At 59.1% G+C, this 22,143-nt stretch carries 17 protein-coding genes; 7 read left to right on the top strand and 10 right to left on the bottom strand.

The window, feature by feature from the left end; genetic code table 11:
* The first annotated feature begins 127 nt into the window (after nucleotides 1-127).
* The 4 genes from ACWKWM_RS15350 (at nucleotide 128) to ACWKWM_RS15335 (ending at nucleotide 6,246) form a co-directional block, all read left to right on the top strand.
* Nucleotides 128-1,372 carry an exonuclease SbcCD subunit D C-terminal domain-containing protein gene (locus ACWKWM_RS15350; protein WP_483846955.1) on the top strand — a complete coding sequence of 415 codons (1,245 nt, stop codon included), beginning with the start codon at nucleotides 128-130 and terminating at the stop codon, nucleotides 1,370-1,372.
* Nucleotides 1,369-5,013, top strand: coding sequence for an AAA family ATPase (locus tag ACWKWM_RS15345; protein ID WP_483846954.1), 3,645 nt, complete (start codon nucleotides 1,369-1,371; stop codon nucleotides 5,011-5,013). Before ACWKWM_RS15350 ends, ACWKWM_RS15345 begins: the two co-directional genes overlap by 4 nt.
* Before the next feature lie 98 nt (nucleotides 5,014-5,111).
* Nucleotides 5,112-5,621, top strand: a complete 510-nt coding sequence (locus tag ACWKWM_RS15340) for a peptidylprolyl isomerase (protein ID WP_483846953.1) — start codon at nucleotides 5,112-5,114, stop codon at nucleotides 5,619-5,621.
* Between the two features lie 4 nt (nucleotides 5,622-5,625).
* Complete coding sequence (locus ACWKWM_RS15335; RefSeq protein WP_483846952.1) at nucleotides 5,626-6,246, top strand: glutathione S-transferase; 621 nt, start codon at nucleotides 5,626-5,628, stop codon at nucleotides 6,244-6,246.
* 123 nt (nucleotides 6,247-6,369) lie between these two features.
* On the opposite strand, the gene ACWKWM_RS15330 is transcribed toward ACWKWM_RS15335, so the two are convergent.
* The 8 genes from ACWKWM_RS15330 to ACWKWM_RS15295 form a co-directional block, all read right to left on the bottom strand.
* Nucleotides 6,370-6,600 carry a hypothetical protein gene (locus ACWKWM_RS15330; protein WP_483846951.1) on the bottom strand — a complete coding sequence of 77 codons (231 nt, stop codon included), beginning with the start codon at nucleotides 6,598-6,600 and terminating at the stop codon, nucleotides 6,370-6,372.
* Nucleotides 6,597-6,788: a hypothetical protein gene (locus ACWKWM_RS15325; protein WP_483846950.1), complete on the bottom strand. Its 192-nt coding sequence runs from the start codon at nucleotides 6,786-6,788 to the stop codon at nucleotides 6,597-6,599. The genes ACWKWM_RS15330 and ACWKWM_RS15325 overlap by 4 nt, the downstream gene beginning before the upstream one ends.
* Before the next feature lie 522 nt (nucleotides 6,789-7,310).
* Nucleotides 7,311-7,490 carry a hypothetical protein gene (locus tag ACWKWM_RS15320; RefSeq protein ID WP_483846949.1) on the bottom strand — a complete coding sequence of 60 codons (180 nt, stop codon included), beginning with the start codon at nucleotides 7,488-7,490 and terminating at the stop codon, nucleotides 7,311-7,313.
* A gap of 173 nt (nucleotides 7,491-7,663) precedes the next feature.
* On the bottom strand, nucleotides 7,664-8,833 hold the full coding sequence (locus tag ACWKWM_RS15315; RefSeq protein ID WP_483846948.1) for a lactonase family protein: 1,170 nt from the start codon (nucleotides 8,831-8,833) through the stop codon (nucleotides 7,664-7,666).
* 230 nt (nucleotides 8,834-9,063) lie between these two features.
* Entirely contained in the window at nucleotides 9,064-9,351 is a 288-nt protein-coding gene (locus ACWKWM_RS15310; protein WP_483847130.1) for a DUF5629 family protein, read from the bottom strand.
* Nucleotides 9,352-9,441: 90 nt separating this feature from the next.
* The gene (locus tag ACWKWM_RS15305; protein ID WP_483846947.1) at nucleotides 9,442-10,767 is read right to left on the bottom strand and encodes an MFS transporter; all 1,326 of its coding nucleotides are present in this window, start codon (nucleotides 10,765-10,767) and stop codon (nucleotides 9,442-9,444) included.
* A 158-nt stretch (nucleotides 10,768-10,925) separates the two neighbouring features.
* On the bottom strand, nucleotides 10,926-11,918 hold the full coding sequence (gene araD1, locus ACWKWM_RS15300) for an AraD1 family protein (protein WP_483846946.1): 993 nt from the start codon (nucleotides 11,916-11,918) through the stop codon (nucleotides 10,926-10,928).
* Nucleotides 11,919-12,048: 130 nt separating this feature from the next.
* A complete protein-coding gene (locus ACWKWM_RS15295) occupies nucleotides 12,049-13,365 on the bottom strand; it encodes an MFS transporter (RefSeq protein ID WP_483846945.1) in 1,317 nt (438 codons plus the stop codon).
* 235 nt (nucleotides 13,366-13,600) lie between these two features.
* Here ACWKWM_RS15295 and ACWKWM_RS15290 point away from each other — a divergent pair, with 235 nt between their 5' ends.
* The 3 genes from ACWKWM_RS15290 to ACWKWM_RS15280 all read left to right on the top strand — a co-directional run bounded on the left by ACWKWM_RS15290 (nucleotide 13,601) and on the right by ACWKWM_RS15280 (nucleotide 17,698).
* On the top strand, nucleotides 13,601-15,340 hold the full coding sequence (locus ACWKWM_RS15290) for an IlvD/Edd family dehydratase (RefSeq protein WP_483846944.1): 1,740 nt from the start codon (nucleotides 13,601-13,603) through the stop codon (nucleotides 15,338-15,340).
* Between the two features lie 282 nt (nucleotides 15,341-15,622).
* Complete coding sequence (locus ACWKWM_RS15285) at nucleotides 15,623-16,345, top strand: FadR/GntR family transcriptional regulator (protein WP_483846943.1); 723 nt, start codon at nucleotides 15,623-15,625, stop codon at nucleotides 16,343-16,345.
* 159 nt (nucleotides 16,346-16,504) lie between these two features.
* Nucleotides 16,505-17,698: an alkaline phosphatase family protein gene (locus tag ACWKWM_RS15280; protein WP_483846942.1), complete on the top strand. Its 1,194-nt coding sequence runs from the start codon at nucleotides 16,505-16,507 to the stop codon at nucleotides 17,696-17,698.
* A gap of 330 nt (nucleotides 17,699-18,028) precedes the next feature.
* On the opposite strand, the gene ACWKWM_RS15275 is transcribed toward ACWKWM_RS15280, so the two are convergent.
* Together ACWKWM_RS15275 and ACWKWM_RS15270 are read right to left on the bottom strand one after the other, a co-directional pair.
* Nucleotides 18,029-20,410, bottom strand: a complete 2,382-nt coding sequence (locus ACWKWM_RS15275; protein ID WP_483846941.1) for an efflux RND transporter permease subunit — start codon at nucleotides 20,408-20,410, stop codon at nucleotides 18,029-18,031.
* A 26-nt stretch (nucleotides 20,411-20,436) separates the two neighbouring features.
* A complete protein-coding gene (locus ACWKWM_RS15270) occupies nucleotides 20,437-21,546 on the bottom strand; it encodes a WD40/YVTN/BNR-like repeat-containing protein (protein WP_483846940.1) in 1,110 nt (369 codons plus the stop codon).
* Nucleotides 21,547-22,143 lie beyond the last annotated feature (597 nt).

Here is a 22,143-nt window from a genome sequence, read left to right as displayed (position 1 = left end):
CGACGCGGCCCCCGTAGGAGCGAACTTGTTCGCGATGCAATATGACTGACACACCGCGCTGACCCTCTCGCCGACAAGTTGGCCCTACAGAATCAGTTGCCCTATCGCACTCAAACAAGGACCCCCAATGCGTTTGTTCCACACCTCCGACTGGCACCTTGGCCAAAACCTCCACGGCCAGGAGCGCGACTTCGAACACGCAAGCTTCCTCACCTGGTTGCTGGCGCGTCTGGCTGAGCGCGCCCCGGATGTGCTGTTGATTGCTGGAGACATCTTCGACACCGTCAACCCGCCGGTCAAAGCCCAGGAACGCCTGTACGACTTCATCGTCAACGCCCACGAGCAACAGCCCAAACTGACCATCGTGATGATTGCCGGCAACCACGATTCCGGTTCACGCATCGAGTTGCCCGCGCCATTGATGCGCCGTCTGCGCACCCACGCGCTGGGCCGGGTGTTGTGGCTGGACGACGGCACTCTCGACGTCGAGCGCCTGCTACTGCCGTTGCCCGACGCCAAGGGCAAAACCCGCGCATGGTGCCTGGCCCTGCCCTTCCTGCGTCCTGCCGAAGTCACTGGCCCGACGCTGGGTGACAACTACCTGCGCGGCATCGGCCGGGTGCATGAGTTGCTGATCGAAGCCGCCAACCTCAAGCGTGAACCGGGTCAAGCGTTGATCGCCGTGAGTCACGCGCACATGGCTGGCGGCTCGGTGTCGGAGGAGTCCGAGCGCAGCCTGATCATTGGCAACGCCGAAGCCCTGCCCGCCAGTCTGTTTGGCGAGAGCATCACCTACGTCGCCCTAGGCCATTTGCACAAGCCGCAACGGGTCAACGGTGAAGAGCGCATTCGCTACAGCGGCTCGCCGATTCCGTTGTCGTTTTCGGAAATCGGCTACCAACATCAAATCCTTGAGATCAATTGCAAGGGCGACACACTCACCAGCGTCGACACCCTGCTGATCCCACGTGCGGTCAACCTGCAACGTGTCGGCCCTGCGCCGCTGGCCGAGCTGCTGATACAGCTCAAAGACCTCCCGGACATCGACCTGCTCGCCGACATCGACCGCCAACCCTGGCTTGAAGTGCGTGTGCGTCTGGACGAGCCACAACCGGACCTGCGTAATCAGATCGAACTCGCCCTGCAAGGCAAAGCCGTACGCTTGGTGCGGATCGCCGCCGAATACGCAGGCAAAGGCGCTAATGGCCGCGACGACGATGGCGAAGGCTTGATCGAACTGGATCAACTCAGCCCGCAGGAGTTGTTCAGCCGCGCCTGGCTCGACAGCTATGGCAACGAGGTCGACGAACAGACGCTCAAAGACTTCGCCGAGCTGTTGCAGGACGTGCAACTGGAGAGCGAACAGCCATGAAGATTCTCGCCATTCGCCTGAAAAACCTCGCTTCGCTGGCAGGCCCTTTCGAGCTGGATTTCACCGCCGAACCTTTGGCCAGCGCTGGGTTATTCGCCATCACCGGACCTACCGGCGCCGGCAAAAGCACGCTGCTGGACGCCTTGTGCCTGGCGCTGTTCGGAGCGATTCCGCGCCTGAACAACGTCGGCCAGTCCAAAGTCCCGGAGATCGACGGCGACATCGGCACCAGCGACCCGCGCAACCTGCTGCGACGTGGCACCGGCAGCGGCTACGCCGAGGTAGATTTCGTCGGCATCGACAAGCGTCGTTATCGAGCGCGCTGGGAAACCAACCGCGCCCGCGACAACGCCAGCAAAAAGCTGCAAGCCAGCCGCCAGACCCTGACCGACCTGGACAGCGAGCAAATCCTCAGCCAGAACAAGACCGACTACAAGCCGCTGCTCGAAGCGCGTCTGGGCCTGAATTTCGAGCAGTTCACCCGCGCCGTGATGCTGGCGCAGAGTGAGTTCAGCGCCTTCCTAAAGGCCGATGACCGCGAGCGCAGCGAACTGCTGGAAAAGCTCACTGACACCGCTATTTATAGCCAGCTCGGCCGCCGCGCCTACAGCAAGGCCAGCGAAGCGAAAAAGGCCTGCGATGACCTGAACCTGTTGGCGACGGGCGTCATTCCCATGGAAGCCGAACAACGCGCCGAGCTTGAACAGCGTTTCAACGACGCCCAGCAGCAGCTCAAAAACCAGCAAGCCGAGCAGCGTCAACTGGAACTCAAGCAGCAATGGCTGACCGAGCTGCAACGCCTGCAGGATGCGCACCTGAGTGCGTCCGAACAGTTGAACAGCGCCCAGCAGGATTGGGACGCGCAAGGCAACCAGCGGCAGATGCTGGGACAGCTGGAACGCCTCGCGCCTCAGCGTCACCTATTCGCGCTGCGCAAAAAACTCGATGGGCAGATCACCCCGCTCACCATGCTGATTGAACAACACACGCTGCGCCAAACCGAGCTGCAAACCCGCCAGACAGCGCTGGACGACACGCTGCTCGCCGCGCAAACCAGTCTGCAAACGGCTCAAGCGCAGCAGGCTGCGGCGGCGCCGCTGCTGCGCCAGGCCTTTGAGCAGCAAAGCAACCTTACGCACCTGAACACGGCGTTGCAGGAAGTCACCAAGCAGTGCCGCGCCGCTGAACAAACGAGCGCTGAAGGTCAGGCTGCGCTGGATCGCATGCTCGAGCAACAACGCACGCTCGACCAGCGCTTGCAGTCGATCGCCACCCAACTGGAACACAGCGCCGTACTCGCACCGTTGAGCCAGGCGTGGCCCGCTTATCGCGGCCGTTTGCAGCAAACCGTCGCCCTCAGCGCACGCCTGAAAAAAGGTCGCGAAGAACTGCCGTTGCTGGAACAGAACGCTACCCGCGCCGAACAACAACTGACTGAACGCCGCAGCGCACTGGATGAGCTGTATCGCGACGCGCAGGTCAAGGCCGACGCCGTCAACGAAGAAATACAGCGTCTGAGCCAGTTGCTCCAGGACAACCGTCAGCAGCACAGCGCCAGTGACTCGCTGGATCGCCTATGGCAGCGCCATCAGGACCTCGACTCCAGATTGCGCAATCTTCAGCTTCAGCAACAACAAGCCACCGACCGCCGCGCGCAAAGCATCGCCTTGGGGTTGCAGCTCAAGACCGAACACGACGCAGCGGCACAGGCGCTGACTGTCACTGTCGAACTGCTGCAACGTCAGCGCCTTGCCCGCAGCGCCAGCGTCGAACAACTGCGCGACCAACTGATCGATCAGCAACCCTGCCCGGTATGTGGCAGCCAAGAGCATCCTTATCACCAGTCCGAGACGCTGTTGCAAGCGCTGTCTGGCCATGACGACAGCGAGGAAGCCGCCGCGCGCCTCAAGGTCAGCCAGCTCAGCGACAGGCTCACCGAATTGCGCGTTGAAGTGACCGAGCTCAACAACCAGCTCAAGCAGGCCAAGCCGCAGCTTGAACAACTGGCCGAGCAACTGGAAACACTCACGCCGCAGCTTGAAGCGCATCCGTTATACCCACGCCTGCTGGAGCAGCCCGAGCATCAGCGCGGCGACTGGCTGACCGAGCGCCTGCACACACTGGCGCAGGAAATTCTCGTCAGCGAGCAGCGCCAGACCCAGTTGCTCAAGGTCCAGCAACAAGCCGAGGGGTTGCAGCAGCATGTGCAAACCGCTCGCGATGCCAGCGCACAGGCGATGAAGCTGCTGGACGATCAGCAGCGCAATATCTCGCTGGACAACCAGGGGTTCGAAGCCGCGTTGCAGGAGTTCGAAGCACTGTTGCCTGCCGAAAGCCTGCCGTCGTGGCGCGAGTCAGCCACCGAAAGTTTCATGCAGCTGGACAACGACATCGCCCTGCGTCTTCAGCAGCTCGACCAGCAAAAGGACGAGCAGCAGGAACACAGCGAGCGCGCCAAGAAGATCGATCTGGAGCACATCGCGCAGCTCAATCGCCAGCACTTGCACGAGCAACTCAAGCAGCGCCTGGAAACCAGCCAGGCGCAGCATCTGGCCGGGCAGCAACGTTTGGCGCAGTTGCTGGGCGAACAGGCCAGCGCTGATCAATGGCAGCAGCATCTTGAGCAGGCAGTCGAACAGGCGCGCACGGCTCAGAACGGTGCCAGTGAAGCGTTACAGCAAGCCCGTGGTGAACTGATCAAAATTGCAGCAGAGCTGGACGCCGAGCGCCAACGGTTGCAAGGGCTGGAACAGGAAGTGGCCGAACTGGATCGGCTTATTCTCGAATGGCGCGCTGCCCACAGCGAACTCGATGACGCGGCGCTGGACGCCTTACTTGGTTACACCGATGAGGCGGTCAGTCAGCTTCGCCAGCAATTGCAGCACAGTGAGAAATCTCTGGAGCAGGCGCGGGTACTGGTTCAGGAGCGGGAAAAGCAGGTGCAGCAACATCAGGCGCAACACACCGACCTGACCGATGCGCCGCAGTTGGCAAGCGCGCTGCTGGAGGCGCAAAACCTGGCGGCCGGCCATGAGCAACAATGCGCCGAACTGCGCGCTCAACTGAGTGAAGACGAGCGTCGCCGTAACGCCAACAGTGAGTTGCAGGCGCGCATTGCGCTGGCGGCGGCTGAATATCAACGCTGGGGCCGCGTCAGTGCACTCATCGGCTCGGCGACCGGCGACACGTTCCGCAAGATCGCCCAGGCTTACAATCTCGACCTGCTGGTGCATCACGCCAACGCACAGCTCAAGCAACTGGTGCGGCGCTATCGCCTGAAACGCGGCGGCAGCATGCTCGGTTTGCTGGTGATGGATACCGAGATGGGCGACGAGCTGCGCTCTGTGCATTCGTTATCGGGCGGCGAGACGTTTTTGGTGTCGCTGGCGCTGGCCCTTGGATTGGCATCGATGGCGTCAAGCACGCTCAAGATCGAGTCGCTGTTCATCGACGAAGGCTTCGGCAGTCTCGACCCCGAATCCCTGCAACTGGCAATGGACGCACTCGACGGCTTGCAGGCCCAAGGGCGCAAAGTCGGGGTGATTTCCCATGTGCAGGAGATGCACGAGCGCATTCCGGTGCAGATTCAAGTGCGTCGTCAGGGCAATGGCTTGAGCACGGTTGAGGTCAATAACGGATAATTCGAATTTTTTCACGCACGTAATGCCAGACGGTGTTCTGTGCAACGCTATACCCACTGCGCGACTCGTCGCGCTGAACCAGAGAAGAAGGTAATTCCATGTCCAACTCCAAAGTATTTTTCGACATCACTGCCAACGACGAGCCTATGGGCCGCATCGTCATGGAACTGCGCAACGACGTGGTGCCGAAAACCGCTGAAAACTTCCGCGCGCTGTGCACTGGCGAAAAAGGCGATGGCCTGACCTACAAAGGCTCGTCGTTCCACCGCGTGATCAACGATTTCATGCTGCAAGGCGGCGATTTCACCGCCCACAACGGTACTGGCGGCAAGTCTATCTACGGCAACAAGTTTGCCGATGAGAACTTCACCCTCAAGCACACAGAGCCAGGCGACCTGTCCATGGCCAACGCTGGCCCGAATACCAACGGCAGCCAATTCTTCATCACCACCATCGTCACCAGCTGGCTGGATGGCAAGCACGTGGTGTTCGGTAAAGTTGTCGAAGGCATGGAAGTGGTTCGCGCCATTGAGGCCCTGGGTTCGCAATCCGGCCGCACCAGCAAGAAAGTCACCATCGCCGATTGCGGCGAGCTGACCGAAGCCTGATTCAGTGTCGGTGCTCGCCAGCGCGACACCGACGCTCTACTCGTTTCGCCGCTGTCCTTACGCCATGCGTGCGCGCATGGCCGTAAGGTACGCCGGTTGCGCAGTGGAGATCGTCGAAGTCAGCCTCAAAGCCAAGCCCGTCGAAATGCTTGAGCGTTCACCCAAAGGCACGGTGCCGGTTCTGGTGCTGGGTGATCAGGTACTGGAACAAAGCCTGGACATCATGCGCTGGGCTTTGGCGCAGAGCGATCCGGATGATTGGCTTATGGCAGATGATGAAGTTGCCCGGCTGCTCATTGCCGATCTGATCGCGCGCAATGATGGCCCATTCAAAACATCACTGGATCAATACAAATACGCCGTGCGCTATCCCGAGTTCTCGCAAGTGGAATACCGACAGCGTGGGGAAGTTTTTCTGAGCGAACTGGAAGACCGACTTGGGTCACAGCTGTTTCTGGTGTCCGATCACCTGACCCTGGCCGATGTCGCCCTGGCACCGTTCGTGCGACAGTTCTGTTTCGTCGATCCTGAGTGGTTCTGGCAGAGTCCGTATCCGAAGTTGCGCGAGTGGTTGCAGCGGTTTTTGGAGTCGGCGTTGTTTATTCAGGCAATGCAAAAAATCTGACCCATCGTCAGGGAATTCGTCATCTGTTGGAGCGAAGCTTGCCCGCGAAGCTGAGGCCACGGTTTCGCCTGACACTCCACGTTTTGGACTTCGCGGGCAAGCCTCGCTCCAACATGTAGTGCGTTAAACCACACCAATCTGAAACACCCCTGTAAACGCCTCACCGTATTTATGCGGTGGATTGCCAGCGATCAGCTTTTGCGCCTTCTGCATCGCAATGTCCTGCGCCACTTCGTAGCGGAATTCGATACTGCGCGCCACGCCGCCTACCGAACCCTGTCCAACGCCCAGCAATGAGCAACCGTTGTTGATCACGGCGAAGAACACCAACACCCAAAAGTTGAGGCCTTTCATGCTGCACGCCCCTGCGCATTGACGTTGGCGCGCGATGACTCAACCACTGTCGATTGAGCAGTCACCGAACGGGGTGCGGTGAGTTGTGGATTCATGCTGGTGATGGTGACCACTGCGATGAAAACAACGTAAAGAGAAAGCGCGAAGTACGCGCCTTGTTTAAGTGAATGAAGAATGGCAGTGGCCATGTGTGTCGCTCCGGGTTAATCCTGTTTCATGGCCGACAGGATGATGTAATCCGGTATTAATAAATAACGATGGCGATTTATAGCGAGGATCGATTGGGTTGATTATTTAAGGAATGTATTAGGGCGATAGCGTGTGGGGATCACGGTCTGTAGGAGCGAACTTTTTCGCGAGGCGCTGTAGCTGACACACTGCATACAACCTGCTCGCCAACAAGTTGGCTCCTACAGAGAGTCGGGTTATCTAAATGAATGGGCATAAAAAAATCCCCATCGCTTATTCAGCAGACGGGGATTAAAGGGAGGGAATCAACGCTTTCGCGAGCAAGCTCGTCTGACACTTGATGCATGGCCTGACACGTATGGGTCAGAGGGTCGCATCAACCTGTTCAAGACGAAGTTGCTCGCGAAAGCGTTTAAACAGCAGCTGCGAGCACAGTATTCAAAGTCGGTTCTTAAAAATCCATTCCCCGGTATCGTGGATGACGCTAACGGGGAATGGATTGTCGTCGGGAGTTCTGTTCATTACTGAGTTTTGTGATCCAGTGCTGCGTAGAAGTTGGCGCTTTGTTGCAGATACTTCGGTGTGTAAGTCTGGGTTGAGTTGGCTTTTTTGTCGGCGACATCGACGCTGGCGCTGGCAGGCAGTGCAACAGTGGCGGAGATGGCAGACGCGGCGATGATGGAGAAGATATTGAAGTTCATGATGTGTACCTCGGTGGAGTGTTGCGTTTCAAGTCTTGACCGTCTTGGCCGTGAATTGAAAGTACGCCCGAGGGGGCGACATCAGAAATGCTTTGTAGCACTAGCCCTTATCATTTCAATTAATACATCGCTCCAGCCCGTACAAATGAAGGGCTGGAGCGAATTTCACGCATTCACTTGGAGGTCAGAAAACGGAAATCGGACGGCGAATCGAAGTCCAGTTTCTGCACGGTATCACCCAAGAGGCCGGTTTTCGGGTCTACGCCCACAGTCACGATCTGGTTGCTTTTCTGGTTGGCGATCAACACGAAGTGACCGCTTGGGTCGAAGCTGAACTCGCGCGGCTCCTTACCTTCAACCGAGCGACGTTGAATTTCCTTCAACTGCCCGGTGGCCTGATCAATGCTGAATACCAGCAGTTCATTCACCGCACCGCGATTGGCGACGTACAGGAATTTGCCGTCTGGCGAGGTGTGCAACCCACCTGCAGCGCGCTGGTCCTGACCTTCCTTGTTAGCCAACTCGACCTGTTGCGTGCGCTTGAACACACCGTCGTGGTAGTCGAACACGGTGACCTGCGCATTCATTTCCGTGGTCAGCCAGGCATGTTTGCCGTCTTTGCTGAACAGCAAGTGCCGAGGTCCGCTACCAGCCGGCATATCGACGGAAGGTGTTTTCGCCGGCTGCAAGGGCTGGGTCTTTTTCCCGTCGTACGTGAACACGAACAATTTGTCGGCACCCAGATCGCTGGCGATCAAGTATTTGCCGTCGGGTGAAGGCACCGCCGAATGCACGTGGGACGAAGCCTGGCGTTCCGGATTCACCTTGCTGGCCGGGTGGATGCTGGTTTGCGCCACCGGTGACAACTTGCCGTCCTTACCCACCGGCAATACCGCCAGCGAACCACCCGGTTGAGGGTTGACGGCGTAATTGGCGACGAACAGAAAGCGCTCATCAGCGCTCAGGCTCGAATGGGTCGGTTCTTCGCTCTTGCTTTCAATCACATTGATGAACGAGACGACGTGGGTCTTGGGATCGATGGAAAAGCTACTGACCTTGCCTACGGTGTCGGTCTGACCTGGGCCGTTCTCGTTGACGGCAAACAGATGGCGCTGGTCTTTGGAGAGCGTCAGCCACGACGGGTTTTCGCTTTTGATCACCTGGCGCGGTGTGGGGTCAAGCTTGCCGGTGGTAGTGTCAAAGCCAAAGCGATAAATGCCTTCGCTGGCGCCGGCGGTGTAGGCACCCACCAGCACGTCGTAGTCAGTCATGGTTTTTGCCTGAAGGGGAAATGCGCTGATGCTGCTGGCCATTACCAGCCACGGCAGAATTTTACGAGTCATGGGCAGTTCTCTTTGTTAATTGTTTGCCGTTGATTCATTGCTGAACTCGGACGTCGTTGGTATGACAGCGGGTGGCGGTCCGGAGTTGCCTCGGACCCTGTTGGAGCGAGGCTTGCCCGCGAAGCTGGCACCTCGGTTTTAACTGACACTGCGCATCGTTAGCTTCGCGGGCGAGCCTCGCTCCAACAGGATTTGTATTGTCTTTAGAAGCGGGCCTCTAAATAAGCACGTTACGCCTGCTCTTGATCATCCTCATCACGCGCAGCGATCGCGCTCATCGCGATGATTCGGTGATCTGCCTTGCCGTCATTGATCACCCAGCTCTGCAGCGCATTATCAAAGCTCGCCGCCTCGATCTGTGCCAGGGAGAAGCGCCACACCTTGCGCTCACGGCCGTCCATGCTTTCGATGTTCAGCTGCTCCTCCTCAAAGAAGAACTCATAGGCGTGCAGCCCGTCAATTTCCAGCATGTCAGCGGTTTGCAGGGCAGCGAGCAGGTTTTCAGGGGTGGTGGTCATGGCATTCATTCGCGTAGGTGAAAGGGCGAATGATAGGCGAAAAGAGGCCCGCACGTGCTGCGGGCGCTTTTGACAGACGTTTGCTTACCCTCAATCGTGGGTGGTCTCGCGCGCATAAAAGCGTTGCGGAACACCCCAGACAATCAGCGCCACCGCCAGCATACTCACGGCGCACAAGGCGTACAGCGCAGGCGTCGCGGTGCCGGTGAGGTCCTTGATCCGGCCGACCATGAACGGCGCGATGATGCCGCCCAACTGGCCGAGAGAGTTAATCAGCGCAATGCCTGCCGCTGCGGCAAGTCCTGTGAGGAAGCGCGGAGGGATGGTCCAGAAGATCGGCATCCAGGCGATCATGCCGGTCATGGTCATGCTCATGCCGATCATCAGCGGCAGCAATTGCCCCGGAAACAGCGCGCAGACCAGGTACCCCGCCGCTGTCAACGTCGCGCAACCGGCCAGGTGCCAGCGACGTTCGGCGTGACGGTCGGAGCTGGCACCTATCAGCAGGTTGCCAATCACGGCCACCACATAGGGAATCACGGTCAACAGCCCGATGTTCAGGGTATCGAGCACGCCTGCGCTCTTGATCAGTTGCGGCATCCAGAACAGCAGACCGGTCAGGGCCATCACCAGACACAGGTAAATCGCCGACATCACGTAGGTGGTCGGTTCTTTCCAGACGTCTCTGAAGCGCTGCGGCGTCTCAGGCTGTTTTTCCTTGGCCATGCGGTCCAGCACGACTTGCTTTTCCTGTGCGCTGAGCCAGGTCGCGTCCTGAATGCGGTCTTTGACCAGCCAGAACACCACGCCACCGATCAGGATCGACGGCACGCCTTCGAGCAGAAACAGCCAGCGCCAACCGGCCAAACCCATGACGCCGTCCATGTGCCCGAGGATCAGCCCGGCCAGCGGGCCACCGACAATCCCGCACAGCGGAATCGAGCTTTTGAAGTAGGAATTGACCCGCGCACGACGGGTGCTCGGGTACCACTGGGTGAAGAAATACAGCACCCCCGGCACAAACCCGGCCTCCATCACGCCGATCAGAAAACGCAGGGTGTAGAACCAGAACTCGGTCTGCACGAACATCATGCAGGACGAGGCAATACCCCAGGACACCATGATCCGGGCGATCCAGACCCGCGCGCCGATCTTGTGCAGGAGGATGTTGCTCGGCACTTCAAACAGGAAGTAGCCAACGAAAAACAGGCTCGCGCCCAAGCCATAGACCGTTTCACTGAAACCCAGATCACTGGCCATTTGCAGCTTGGCGAAGCTGATATTGACGCGGTCCAGGTAGGCGAACAGAAAACACAGGATGAACAACGGCACGATGCGCCAGCTCACCTTGCGATAGATGGCGGCTTCGAACGTGCCGGTATCGACGTGTTCGACCGGTATGGCGTTTGCGGTCATGGGGCGCACCTCGGATTGTTTTTATTGGGTGTCGGGGTTGTGCAGGGTGTTTCTGTTGGAGCGAGGCTTGCCCGCGAAGCTGAGGCCCCGTTTCGCCTGACACTCCGCGTTCTGGACTTCGCGGGCAAGCCTCGCTCCAACATGTGCGGCATCAGATCTCAGAGCTGTGTAATCCCACCCGGCTCAAACACAGCATCAGTTTGCGCAATACCGTTAACCAACGGCGCGCCAAACTCGGCCTGACTGATCTCGAACCGGTCTCCCGGCTGGGTCTTGATGCCATCGGCAAACGACAATGTGGCAGTACCGAAGAAATGCACGTGCACATCCCCCGCACGCAAAAACTGCGCGTATTTGAAGTGGTGGTACTCAAGGTTTTCCAGGCTGTGGCACATGTTGGCCTCGCCGCTCAGAAACTCCTTCTCCCACAACACTTCGCCGTTACGCAGAATGCGGCTGGTGCCGGCCAGGTTCTGCGGCAGCTCACCGACGCGTAATTCCGGGCCGAAGCTGCACGCGCGCAGTTTCGAGTGGGCCAGGTACAGATAGTTTTTGCGCTCCATGACGTGATCGGAAAACTCGTTGCCGATGGCATAACCCAGGCGGTATGGCTTGCCGTCATGGCCGATGACGTAGAGCCCGCTCAGTTCAGGCTCTTCGCCGGCGTCTTCGGAGAACGGCGGCTGCGGGAAGGCTTCGCCCGGCCGGATGACGATGCTACCGTCGCCTTTGTAGAACCACTCCGGTTGCACGCCCGCCGTGCCCGCTTCGGGCTTGCCGCCTTCCAGGCCCCATTTGAAGATGCGCATGGTGTCGGTCATCGCCGCTTCGTCACCGGCATGCTGATGCATTTTGTCCCGGGCAGACGCGCTGCCCAGGTGTGTCAGGCCCGTGCCACTGACCAGCACGTGAGCAGGATCGGGGTGATCCAGCGGCGGCAGAATGCGCAGGTCGGCGCGCAGTTGCGAGTAATCGTGGCTGTCGCCCAAGCCGAGGCTGTCGACCTGTTGGGCCAGGGAGGTTTTCTTTTCGATGGCGCTCAGGGCCAGCTCCCGGGTGCTGGTCGCGCCCTGGATTTCGCGAACCAGCGCACCGTCTACCAGACCGACACGACGTTCACCGTTGCTCAATTCGAACTGTACTAAATGCATAACCAGGCTCCTTTGGGGTCTCGGCCCGTGGGAGCGGACCTGTCCGCGAATGCGATGCTCCTGACACAAAAGATGCGTCGGATTTACCACCGTCTTCGCGGACAGGTCCGCTCCCACAGAGCCCAATAAATCAAGAATTACTGCGCGCACTCGCGGCGAATTTCGATTCGGGCAGCACATGCTTGCGCTCGAGGACGCGGTACACGATGCCGGTCAGAATCAACCCGAACACCATCACCCCCGAGAGGAAATACAAGCCGCTCGCCAGGTTGCCGGTGATCTCTTTCAGCCAGCCGATCACAAACGGACCAATGTAGCCGCCCAGATTCCCCACCGAGTTGATCAAGGCAATTCCCGCCGCCGCACTGGCGCCCGCAAAGAATCGCCCCGGCAACGTCCAGAACACCGCCGTGCAGGAAAACAACGAGAACGCCACCAGGCACAACGCGCCCAGTTGCAGAGCTGGCACCGTCAGATAGGCGCTGAAGAACAGGCCAATCGCGCCGATCACATACAGCACCGCCAAGTGGCCGTAGCGATCATTCAGTCGATCAGAACTGCGCGGCACGATCAGCAGACCGATGATGCCGAAGATGTAGGGAATCGAAGACACGAACCCGGTCGTCAGATCGCTACCGCCAAACTGTTTGATCAGCGTCGGCAGCCACAGGCCCAAGCCATAAATGCTCAGCGTCACCGGAAGATAGAACAGCGCCAGCAACAGCACGCGTTTGTCTTTGAGCGCATGCAGTGGATTGCCGTGGCGGGTCTGGCCGTACTCCTCCAGATCCTTTTTCAGCTCGCCTTCCAGCCAGGTTTTCTCGACCGGGTCCATCCACTTTACGTTCTTCGGACCGTCCGGCAGCCAGCGCAATACCGGCCAGGTCAGCAGAATCGCCGGGGCGCCGATGCACAAGAACAGCCACTGCCAGCCGTGCAGGCCAGCAACGCCTTCCATGCCCAGCAGGCCACCGGAAATCGGGCCGGTGATCATCATGGCGATGGGCTGCGAGAGGATGAACAGCCCCAGGATTTTGCCGCGATGGCGCACCGGGAACCACTGGGTGATGTAGTACAGAACGCCGGGAAAAAAGCCTGCTTCAGCGGCGCCCAACAAAAAACGCATCACATAGAAGCTTGTCGGTCCAGATACGAACGCCATGCCCATGGTGATCGCGCCCCAGGTCAGCATGATCCGCGCGAACCAGCGGCGGGCGCCGAAACGTTCGAGCATCAGGTTGCTGGGGATTTCGAGGAGGAAGTAACCAATGAAGAACAGACCGGCGCCCAGGCCATAAGCCGCATCACCTATGCCGACGTCTGCGCCCATGTGCAGCTTGGCGAAACCCACGGCGGAACGGTCGACATAAGCGATCAGGTACAACAGGATCAAAAAGGGGATCAATTTCAGGGTGATGCGACGAATAAGCCTGAGTTCCTGGCTCATGTATGCGTTCTCCACGTTTGTTTTTGTTATGGAAACGTCGGGGATCGTCTCTGCCGTCGTGTGCGCCGTGCTGCTTGTAGATGGCCTGGCAGGATCGTCCCTCGATGAGAGCAGACTATATAGTAATACTATTTAAGGTTTCAACTCTTCCACTGGGCGTAATTTCAGCCTATTTTAGTCAGCACACAAAGCCTTTAGTCTTACAAATGAAGTCTTAAAATAAGAGTGCTGATTTATGTCTGATTCCGAGAAAAAGCCTACCCTGCGTTCTGCCCAATGGTTTGGTACCGCCGACAAGAACGGCTTCATGTACCGCAGCTGGATGAAGAACCAGGGCATCGCCGACCACCAGTTCGGCAAACCCATCATCGGCATCTGCAACACCTGGTCTGAGCTAACCCCCTGCAACGCCCACTTCCGCACCATCGCCGAACACGTCAAACGCGGCGTCATCGAGGCCGGTGGTTTCCCTGTGGAATTCCCGGTGTTCTCCAACGGCGAATCGAACCTGCGCCCTACCGCGATGCTCACGCGCAACCTGGCGAGCATGGACGTTGAAGAAGCGATTCGCGGCAACCCTATTGACGGCGTCGTACTGCTGACCGGTTGTGACAAGACCACCCCGGCGCTGCTGATGGGCGCGGCCAGTTGCGACATCCCGGCCATCGTCGTCACCGGCGGGCCGATGCTCAACGGCAAGCACAAGGGTAAGGACATCGGCGCCGGGACTATCGTCTGGCAGATGCACGAATCCTACAAAGCCGGGCAGATCAGCCTGGATGAGTTCCTCTCCGCCGAAGCCGGCATGTCGCGTTCGGCGGGCACCTGCAACACCATGGGCACTGCTTCGACCATGGCGTGCATGGCTGAAGCACTGGGCACTTCCCTGCCCCACAACGCGGCGATTCCTGCGGTAGATGCGCGGCGTTACGTGCTGGCGCATATGTCCGGCATGCGCGCCGTCGAGATGGTGAAACAGGACCTGCGCCTGTCGAAGATCCTGACCAAGGAAGCTTTTGAAAACGCCATTCGGGTCAACGCAGCCATCGGCGGTTCGACCAACGCGGTTATCCATTTGAAGGCCATCGCCGGGCGCATCGGTGTCGATCTGGAGCTGGACGACTGGACCCGCATCGGTCGTGGCACGCCGACCATTGTCGACCTGCAACCTTCCGGGCGCTTTCTGATGGAAGAGTTCTATTACGCCGGTGGCCTGCCAGCGGTGCTGCGACGCATGGACGAAGCCAACCTGCTGCCGCATCCCCACGCGCTGACGGTCAACGGCCAGAGCCTGCGTGAGAACGTGAAGAACTCGCCGATCTACGGTGAAGACGAGGTGATCCGCACTCTGGACAACCCGATCCGCGCCGACGGCGGCATCTGTGTGTTGCGTGGGAATCTGGCGCCATTGGGCGCGGTGCTCAAGCCGTCGGCCGCCACCCCTGCGCTGATGCAGCATCGCGGGCGCGCGGTGGTGTTCGAGAACTTCGACATGTACAAGGCGCGGATCAACGATCCGGATCTGGACGTGGATGCCAACAGCGTTATGGTGCTGAAAAACTGTGGCCCGAAGGGTTATCCGGGTATGGCCGAAGTGGGCAACATGGGCTTGCCGGCCAAATTGCTGGCTCAGGGTGTGACCGACATGGTGCGGATTTCCGATGCGCGCATGAGCGGCACGGCGTACGGCACGGTTGTTTTGCACGTCGCGCCGGAAGCGGCAGCGGGTGGTCCGTTGGCAGTGGTGCAGGAAGGTGATTTCATCGAGCTCGACTGTGCAACCGGCCGTTTGCATCTGGACATTCCTGAAGCGGAACTGGCTGCGCGCCTGGCCGATTGGCAAGCGCCGCCGCAATTGCTGATCGGTGGCTATCGCCAGCTGTACATCGACCATGTGATGCAGGCGGACCAAGGCTGCGACTTCGACTTCCTGGTCGGCATGCGCGGGTCTGAAGTGCCGCGGCATTCGCATTGATCTAACGCCGTACGCCCTACCCGTGGGAGCGGACCTGTCCGCGAATACAAAGGTGCAGAAGACTCACATGTGTCGACTGTACCGGCCCCTTCGCGGACAGGTCCGCTCCCACGACGGATCACAACAACGACGATAACCGACGACAGCCATCCACCCCTGTAGAGCGAACTTGTTCGCGAGCGCTATATCTGACCCACCGCGTTGCCCCTCGCCAACAAGTTGTCTCCCACAGAAATCCGCTATGATGCGCCGCATTCACCGCTCAGGATCGCCCCGCGCCCCATGGATTACCGTAAGCCCTCCGACCGCAAAAGCATGCACTCGCGCATCGTCCAGGAAATCGGCATGCAGATCGTTTCGGGTCGCTTCAAACCCGATGACAAACTGCCGCCTGAAGCCCTGTTGTGCGAGGAGTACGCGGTCAGCCGTCCGGTGCTGCGTGAAGCTACTCGGGTATTGGTCGCCAAAGGGCTGGTGTATTCGCGGCCCCGGGTCGGAACCGTGGTCAAACCCCGGCGCGAATGGCACATCCTCGATCCGGACGTACTGCACTGGCTGATGCAAAGCTCCCCGCAAAATGAATTCTTCGCCCTGCTCACCAGCGTGCGCAGCATCATTGAACCTGCCGCTGCCGCCCTCGCCGCGCAACACGCCAGCGCCGAAGACATCGCGCTGATCAACGAAGCCTACAGCCGCATGGAAGGCGCGCAGACCGTGGACGAGGTGCTGCAACCGGACCTGGATTTCCACAGCCGCATCGCCGACGCCACCCACAACGATTTGCTGGCGCACCTGTGCAACATGCTGTCGCTGGCCTTGCGTGAAGCGCTCAAACACTCAAATCAGCGACCCAATCTGCACGAACTGGCATTGCCGCGACACAGGGCTATCCTCACGGCCATCGAAAACCGCGATGCCCTCGGCGCGCATCACGCAACGCTGGTGCAACTGGATGATGCACGCAATGCCCTGAGTGTGGTGCTGGGGCAAAACCTGAAGCTCTAACTACCCAACGCTCGAGCATCAAACGGCTCAGGCTTGTGCGCTGTATCGCGAAAAGTCCGCTATATCCGATACATCGCCAGGCGCCGCCCCCTACGGCACGGGTTGTGCTACTGACGCAGTACCGATCACCCACAGCACTCATTGGATGAGGCTCCTTTCATGTACCGCACCTTCAGTCCCCGCTTAGCCCTGTGGTTGCTGTTGACAGCATCCTCGCTGGCCCACGCCGATTTCAGCCAAAACAAGGCGCTGCTGATCGGCGTCGATGGCATGCAACTGGAAGAACTGCAGGACGCCATCGACGCCGGACAAGCGCCGGCGCTCGCCAGTTTTCATCTTTATAAATCCTGGACGGGGGGCATTGTCGGGGGCGCCAGCGAACAGGCCACACTCAGCGGCCCCGGCTGGACCACCCTGCTCACCGGCACCTGGCTGGACCGTCACAACGTCAGCAGCAACGACGGCAATCTGCGCAACAAGGCCGCCAGCCTGTTCAAGCGCATCGACGAATCAGCACCGACACGCCACACCGCCAGCATCGTCAGCTGGAACACGATCAACGATCACTTCGCCGATGACATCGCCGCCGGGCACGTCGAACAGGCGACGCGGTGCAGCGGTGATGACTCGTGCGTCGTGAGCAAAACGGTCGAAGCCCTGCGCTCAGGCAATTTCGATTTCATCTTTACCCACATCGATCAACCTGACCGGGTGGGCCATGAGCTAGGGTTTTCAGCCGATTATCAGGACTCCATCCACGCCGTCGATGAGCAAATCCAGGAGATCATGGGTTTCGTGAATCATCGCCGTTTCACCCATCCCGATGAGAACTGGCTGGTGATCGTGACGACCGATCACGGTCGCAGGCTGCCCGACGGCCGCGATCACGGCGGGCAAACCCAAGAGGAAAAAACCACCTTCATCGGCATCAACAAACTGCCGAACGAGCAGTTGTCCAAGCCAATAAAAGACCCGGACAACGCCGACTTCGATGGGTTATACGGATATGCCAGTCAGGCTGATGTCGCCCCGACGATACTGACCCACCTGGGCGTTCAGCCTGACCCGGCCCATTACACCATTGAAGGCATGCCCCTGATCGGACCGCTGGGGGTTCGGCAAATGGCGGCCGGTCTCGATACCTCAGCAAGGGCTGTCACCCTGCAATGGCGGAGCACGCCGCCTGGCAAGCAGCCAGTAACCGTTTACCGCTCCGGCAAGCTGATCGCCACGTTGGATGGAAGCGAGATCGAATACATCGATAGAGAGCTACCCAAATCGGTCACTGCGCTTAACTACACCGTAGTGATGAATGGCGTACCCGTTTCGCGCTGGGTGAAGATCGCGCGGTAAACGCCCACCCTGTAGGAGCCAACTTGTTGGCGAGGCGCCCTGCTCGGTATTCCGGAAATACGGCTCGCGAACAAGTTCGCTCCTACAGGATCGTGTTATTCGCGCTTGGCATCTGCCCGCAGGGCGTAGCAACTGAGCTTCTGATGCCAGGGGCGCAGCAGCCCCAAATCCAGCCCCCTCGGTTGCACAGGGACGCCACGCAAATCCTGTAGGAACTGACGAGCAACGCGAGGCTGCGATCGCGGGATCAGGCAAATCCCTATCGTCTGACCCACTGACATCGCAGCCTCGCGCTGCTCGTCAGCTCCTACTGGTTCGGCGTACTACGGATTAATGCGAAAACAGCGAATTCCCCACCTTGCCCGCCATTTTCTCCGGTTTGATCAGGAACCGCGCCAGCGCCGGCAGCAGCCACAACGCGCCGAACATGTTCCACAGCAACATGAAGGTCAGCATCAGACCCATGTCGGCCTGGAACTTGATCGCCGAAAAGATCCACGTACACACGCCAATCGCCAGACACAACCCAGTGAACAGAACCGCTTTGCCCGTTGATTTGAGCGTCTCGTAATAGGCTTCCTGCAACGGCAGCCCGGCACGCAAGAAGGTCTCCAGACGGCTGTAGATGTATATCCCGTAGTCAACGCCGATGCCCACGCCCAGCGCCACCACCGGCAAGGTCGCAACTTTCACGCCGATGCCCATGAACGCCATCAGCGCGTTGCCCAGCACCGAAGTCAGCACCAGCGGCAACACAATGCACAACGTCGCCGCCCACGAGCGGAAAGTGATCATGCACATCACCGCCACGCACAGATACACCAGCACCAGAATCGTCAGCTCGGCCGACTTGATCACCTCGTTGGTCGCTGCTTCGATCCCGGCGTTACCGGCCGCTAGCAAAAATTCCAGGCCTTCCTTGTTGTTCTCATCGGCAAAGGTCTGCACCGCATGCACCGCGCGATCAAGGGTTTCGGCCTTGTGGTCGTTGAGGAAAATCAGCAGCGGCGCCAGCGAACAAGTGTTGTTGTAAAGGCCGTCGGCGCGGGCGATGGAGCTGTTGAGCACGTCCTTGTTGCGCGACAGCGACTCCCATTTCAGATTGCCCTCGTTCATGCCCTTGATCACTTGCTTGGACACCGTCACCAGCGAGATCGCCGACTGCACCCCTGGCGTGTTTTCCATCTTCCACGACAGTTCGTTGATCGCCGACAAAGTCTGGTACGCCGAGCAGCCTTCCGGCGGCGTCTTGACCATCACCACCAGCACGTCGGAGCTGGTGGAGTAATTGTTGATGATGAATGCGTTGTCCTGGTTGTAGCGCGAATCCGGGCGCAGTTCCGGCGCGCCCTGGTCGAGGTCGCCAATCTTCAGGTTGTGGCCGTACCAAAGGCCCCCGCCCATGGCGAGGATCGCGAGGACAATCGATACCGGTGCGACTTTGGCGCTGGCAAAGTTCGACAGCAGACGCCAGAAAGGGTGTTCGCGCACGGCATCCTGCTTACTGCGCACCACCGCCTTTTTGCTGATGCCGACGTAGGAAATCGCCACCGGCAAGAGAATCAGGTTGGTGAACACGATCACCGCAACACCAATAGACGCACCAATCGCCAGCTCGCGGATCACGCCGATGTCGATGATCAGCAGCGTGATGAAGCCCACGGCATCGGCCAGGATCGCGATCATCCCCGGCAGGAACAATTGCCGAAACGTGCGTTTGGCAGCGAGCAGTGGGGTCTCGGCGTCACTGGACTGCAGAGCGATACCGTTGATCTTCTGCACGCCGTGGGAAATCCCGATGGCGAAGATCAGAAACGGCACCAGCATCGAGTAGGGATCCAGACCAAACCCCACCACATGCATCAACCCCAGTTGCCAGATCACCGCGATCAACGTGGTGCTCAACACCGCCACCGTGCTGCGAATGCAGCGGGTGAACCAGATCAGCAGCACCAGCGTGATCAGGAACGCCACGCCGAAGAACATCACCACCATGATCAAGCCATCGATCAGGTCGCCGACCTTCTTGGCGAAACCGACCACGTGGATCTCGACATTGGGGTTTTGCGCTTCGTATTTATCGCGGATCTTTTCTTCCAGTTGATGGGAGAACTGGCGGTAGTCCAGCGGCAGCAATTTGCTCTGGTCGGCCGGGTCCGGGTAGAACTCCTGGAGCGGCACATCGACAATGCTGGATTTGAAATTGTTGGCCACCAGACGCCCGACCTGGCCAGACTTGAGTACGTTGTTGCGCAGTTTATCGAGGCTGTCCTGGGAGCCGTCGTAGCTCTGGGGAATTACCTCGCCACCGGCAAAACCCTCTTCGGTGACTTCAGTCCAGCGCACGCTCGGGCTCCACAGCGACTTGAGGCCTGAACGATCGACGCCTGAGATGTAAAACACCTCGTCGTTGATCTGCCGCAGGGTCTCCATATAGTCCTTGGAAAAGATGTCGCCGTCCTTGGCTTCGACAGAAATGCGTACGGTGTTGCCCAGGTTCGCCAGGTCGTTACGGTGCTCCATCATCTTCTGAATGAACGGATGCCCCAGCGGAATCATTTTTTCGAAACTAGTGAAAGGCCTGACCAGCGTTGCCTGCCAGAACAGGAAAATACTCACCACCAGGCAGATGCCGATCACCACCGGGCGGTTGTTGAAGATCAGTCGCTCAAGGAATGTGGACTTTTCTTGGGGCATTTGAAGATTTGTCATGGGAAAAACGTCCTCGCCTTCCGTTCTTATTGTTGGGCGACATCAGCGCCCGTTGGCGAAGCGACGTGAACGCCACCCTGTCCGACCAGAATCAAATCGCCTTTTTCGTCCTCGGCGACGCCGCTGAGCGAGAGGCGGTCAGAGCGGTTGGAAACCTTGAACGTCAAGCCATCATCGGTGCTGCGCATGATGCTGCCGCCGTTGCCTACCAGCACAAGGGACCCGTCTGGCAACAACGAGGCGTTAGACAGACTGAACTCAAGAGGGCCGCGTTCTCCTTGCAGGGCGACAGGTTCCCAGCTGTCGCCGAAATCGGTGGAGCGATAGAGGTTGCCGCGCAGTCCGTAGGCCAACAGTGTGTTGGCCTGAGCCGTGCCGATTACGCCGAACAGCGAGCCTTGGTAAGGACCCTCGAGCTTTTCCCAGGTCTGGCCGTCGTCCGGGGAGCGGAACATGCTGCCCATTTCACCGACGATGAACACACCGGCGTCCTTCACCTGGGCGATGCCATTGAGGTGGTACTGGTCTTCGTTGTCGATGCGCTCGCTGATGTCTTCCCAGTGCTGACCGCCGTCGGTGGTTTCCAGCAACGCACCATACGCACCGACCGCGATGCCGGTTTGCGTGTCCTTGAACCAGACATCCAGCAGCGGCGCCTCGCGCTTGAGGTCTTCAAATTGTTTGACCCAAGTGGCGCCGCCGTCGCTGCTGGCGAGGATTTGCGCGTCGTGGCCCACCGCCCAACCGTGCTGGTCATCGACGAAGTACACCGAGGTGAGCAATTGGCGGGTGGGCACCTTGGCCTGGGTCCAGGTCTTGGCCTGGTCGTCGGAATAGAGAATGTGGCCGCGATCGCCCACCACCACCAGACGCTTGCCAGCATGGGTCACGTCCAGCAACAAACCGCGTGAGGCCTTACTGGATTCGATAGCGGAGACGTTTGAGTCGCCCACGTTGGCCGGGGCATCGGCAGGCGACGACTCGGCGGCATGGACAGACATTGCGACGCTTGTCAGCGTCACAGAAATGAGTATTGAAAGCAGTGTGTTCAGGGGTTTGCTGGAGTAAATGGTCCGGGGGCTGCAAGCACCCACACTGACATCGGACCGAGTGCGCCGAATGACTGGCTCACGCATGGAGCTTCCCCTTCCTTTATTTTTATTAGGTTCTGCGCAAAGTGCGGCGTCGGCCTGCAAGCGCTCTAGCCTGCGTACCGGCAAACCTTGCACAGCGACCCATCCTAGCCAGCGTTAGAAACGTATGACAAGCGACATGACGTTATCTTTTGTTAAGCAAAGACCCGGTGATTGGCGTGTTATCACTGGGACTGATGGACACTGTAGCCCGCGCAATGGGCTGTCGGGTGACATACAGCCGGTCCCGACACACAACCCTGTAGGAGACAATTTGTTGGCGAGTGGGATAACGCGGTAAGTCAGGCAAGACCGCTCGCGAACAAGTTCGCTCCTACAGCGCCGAGTGTGTCGGGCGACATACATTGGCTCCCGACGCCCAACCTGTAGGAGACAACTTGTTGGCGAGTGGGATAACGCGGTATGTCAGGCAAGACCGCTCGCGAACAAGTTCGCTCCTACAGAACCGCGTGTGACGCGCGACATACATTGGCTCCCGACGCCCAACCTGTAGGAGACAACTTGTAGTGGTCCAGTTTTTTTGGACCATCACGTAGGAGTATTAGGCCGCCAGCTTTTCGAAAACAGCAGGCGGCAGGT

It is taken from the genome of Pseudomonas rosaeacicularis, assembly GCF_057128745.1.
Note: the sequence above shows the minus strand (reverse complement) of the source record. Positions and strands in the feature narration are given on the sequence as shown.

What these genes read in the sequence shown, in the direction of transcription:
- ACWKWM_RS15350 (WP_483846955.1), top strand. Translation starts at nt 128, where the DNA reads ATGCGTTTGTTCCACACCTCCGACTGGCACCTTGGCCAAAACCTCCAC.
- ACWKWM_RS15345 (WP_483846954.1), top strand. Translation starts at nt 1,369, where the DNA reads ATGAAGATTCTCGCCATTCGCCTGAAAAACCTCGCTTCGCTGGCAGGC.
- ACWKWM_RS15340 (WP_483846953.1), top strand. Translation starts at nt 5,112, where the DNA reads ATGTCCAACTCCAAAGTATTTTTCGACATCACTGCCAACGACGAGCCT.
- ACWKWM_RS15330 (WP_483846951.1), bottom strand. Translation starts at nt 6,600, where the DNA reads ATGAAAGGCCTCAACTTTTGGGTGTTGGTGTTCTTCGCCGTGATCAAC.
- ACWKWM_RS15325 (WP_483846950.1), bottom strand. Translation starts at nt 6,788, where the DNA reads ATGGCCACTGCCATTCTTCATTCACTTAAACAAGGCGCGTACTTCGCG.
- ACWKWM_RS15320 (WP_483846949.1), bottom strand. Translation starts at nt 7,490, where the DNA reads ATGAACTTCAATATCTTCTCCATCATCGCCGCGTCTGCCATCTCCGCC.
- ACWKWM_RS15315 (WP_483846948.1), bottom strand. Translation starts at nt 8,833, where the DNA reads ATGACTCGTAAAATTCTGCCGTGGCTGGTAATGGCCAGCAGCATCAGC.
- ACWKWM_RS15310 (WP_483847130.1), bottom strand. Translation starts at nt 9,351, where the DNA reads ATGACCACCACCCCTGAAAACCTGCTCGCTGCCCTGCAAACCGCTGAC.
- ACWKWM_RS15305 (WP_483846947.1), bottom strand. Translation starts at nt 10,767, where the DNA reads ATGACCGCAAACGCCATACCGGTCGAACACGTCGATACCGGCACGTTC.
- araD1 (WP_483846946.1), bottom strand. Translation starts at nt 11,918, where the DNA reads ATGCATTTAGTACAGTTCGAATTGAGCAACGGTGAACGTCGTGTCGGT.
- ACWKWM_RS15295 (WP_483846945.1), bottom strand. Translation starts at nt 13,365, where the DNA reads ATGAGCCAGGAACTCAGGCTTATTCGTCGCATCACCCTGAAATTGATC.
- ACWKWM_RS15290 (WP_483846944.1), top strand. Translation starts at nt 13,601, where the DNA reads ATGTCTGATTCCGAGAAAAAGCCTACCCTGCGTTCTGCCCAATGGTTT.
- ACWKWM_RS15285 (WP_483846943.1), top strand. Translation starts at nt 15,623, where the DNA reads ATGGATTACCGTAAGCCCTCCGACCGCAAAAGCATGCACTCGCGCATC.
- ACWKWM_RS15280 (WP_483846942.1), top strand. Translation starts at nt 16,505, where the DNA reads ATGTACCGCACCTTCAGTCCCCGCTTAGCCCTGTGGTTGCTGTTGACA.
- ACWKWM_RS15275 (WP_483846941.1), bottom strand. Translation starts at nt 20,410, where the DNA reads ATGACAAATCTTCAAATGCCCCAAGAAAAGTCCACATTCCTTGAGCGA.
- ACWKWM_RS15270 (WP_483846940.1), bottom strand. Translation starts at nt 21,546, where the DNA reads ATGCGTGAGCCAGTCATTCGGCGCACTCGGTCCGATGTCAGTGTGGGT.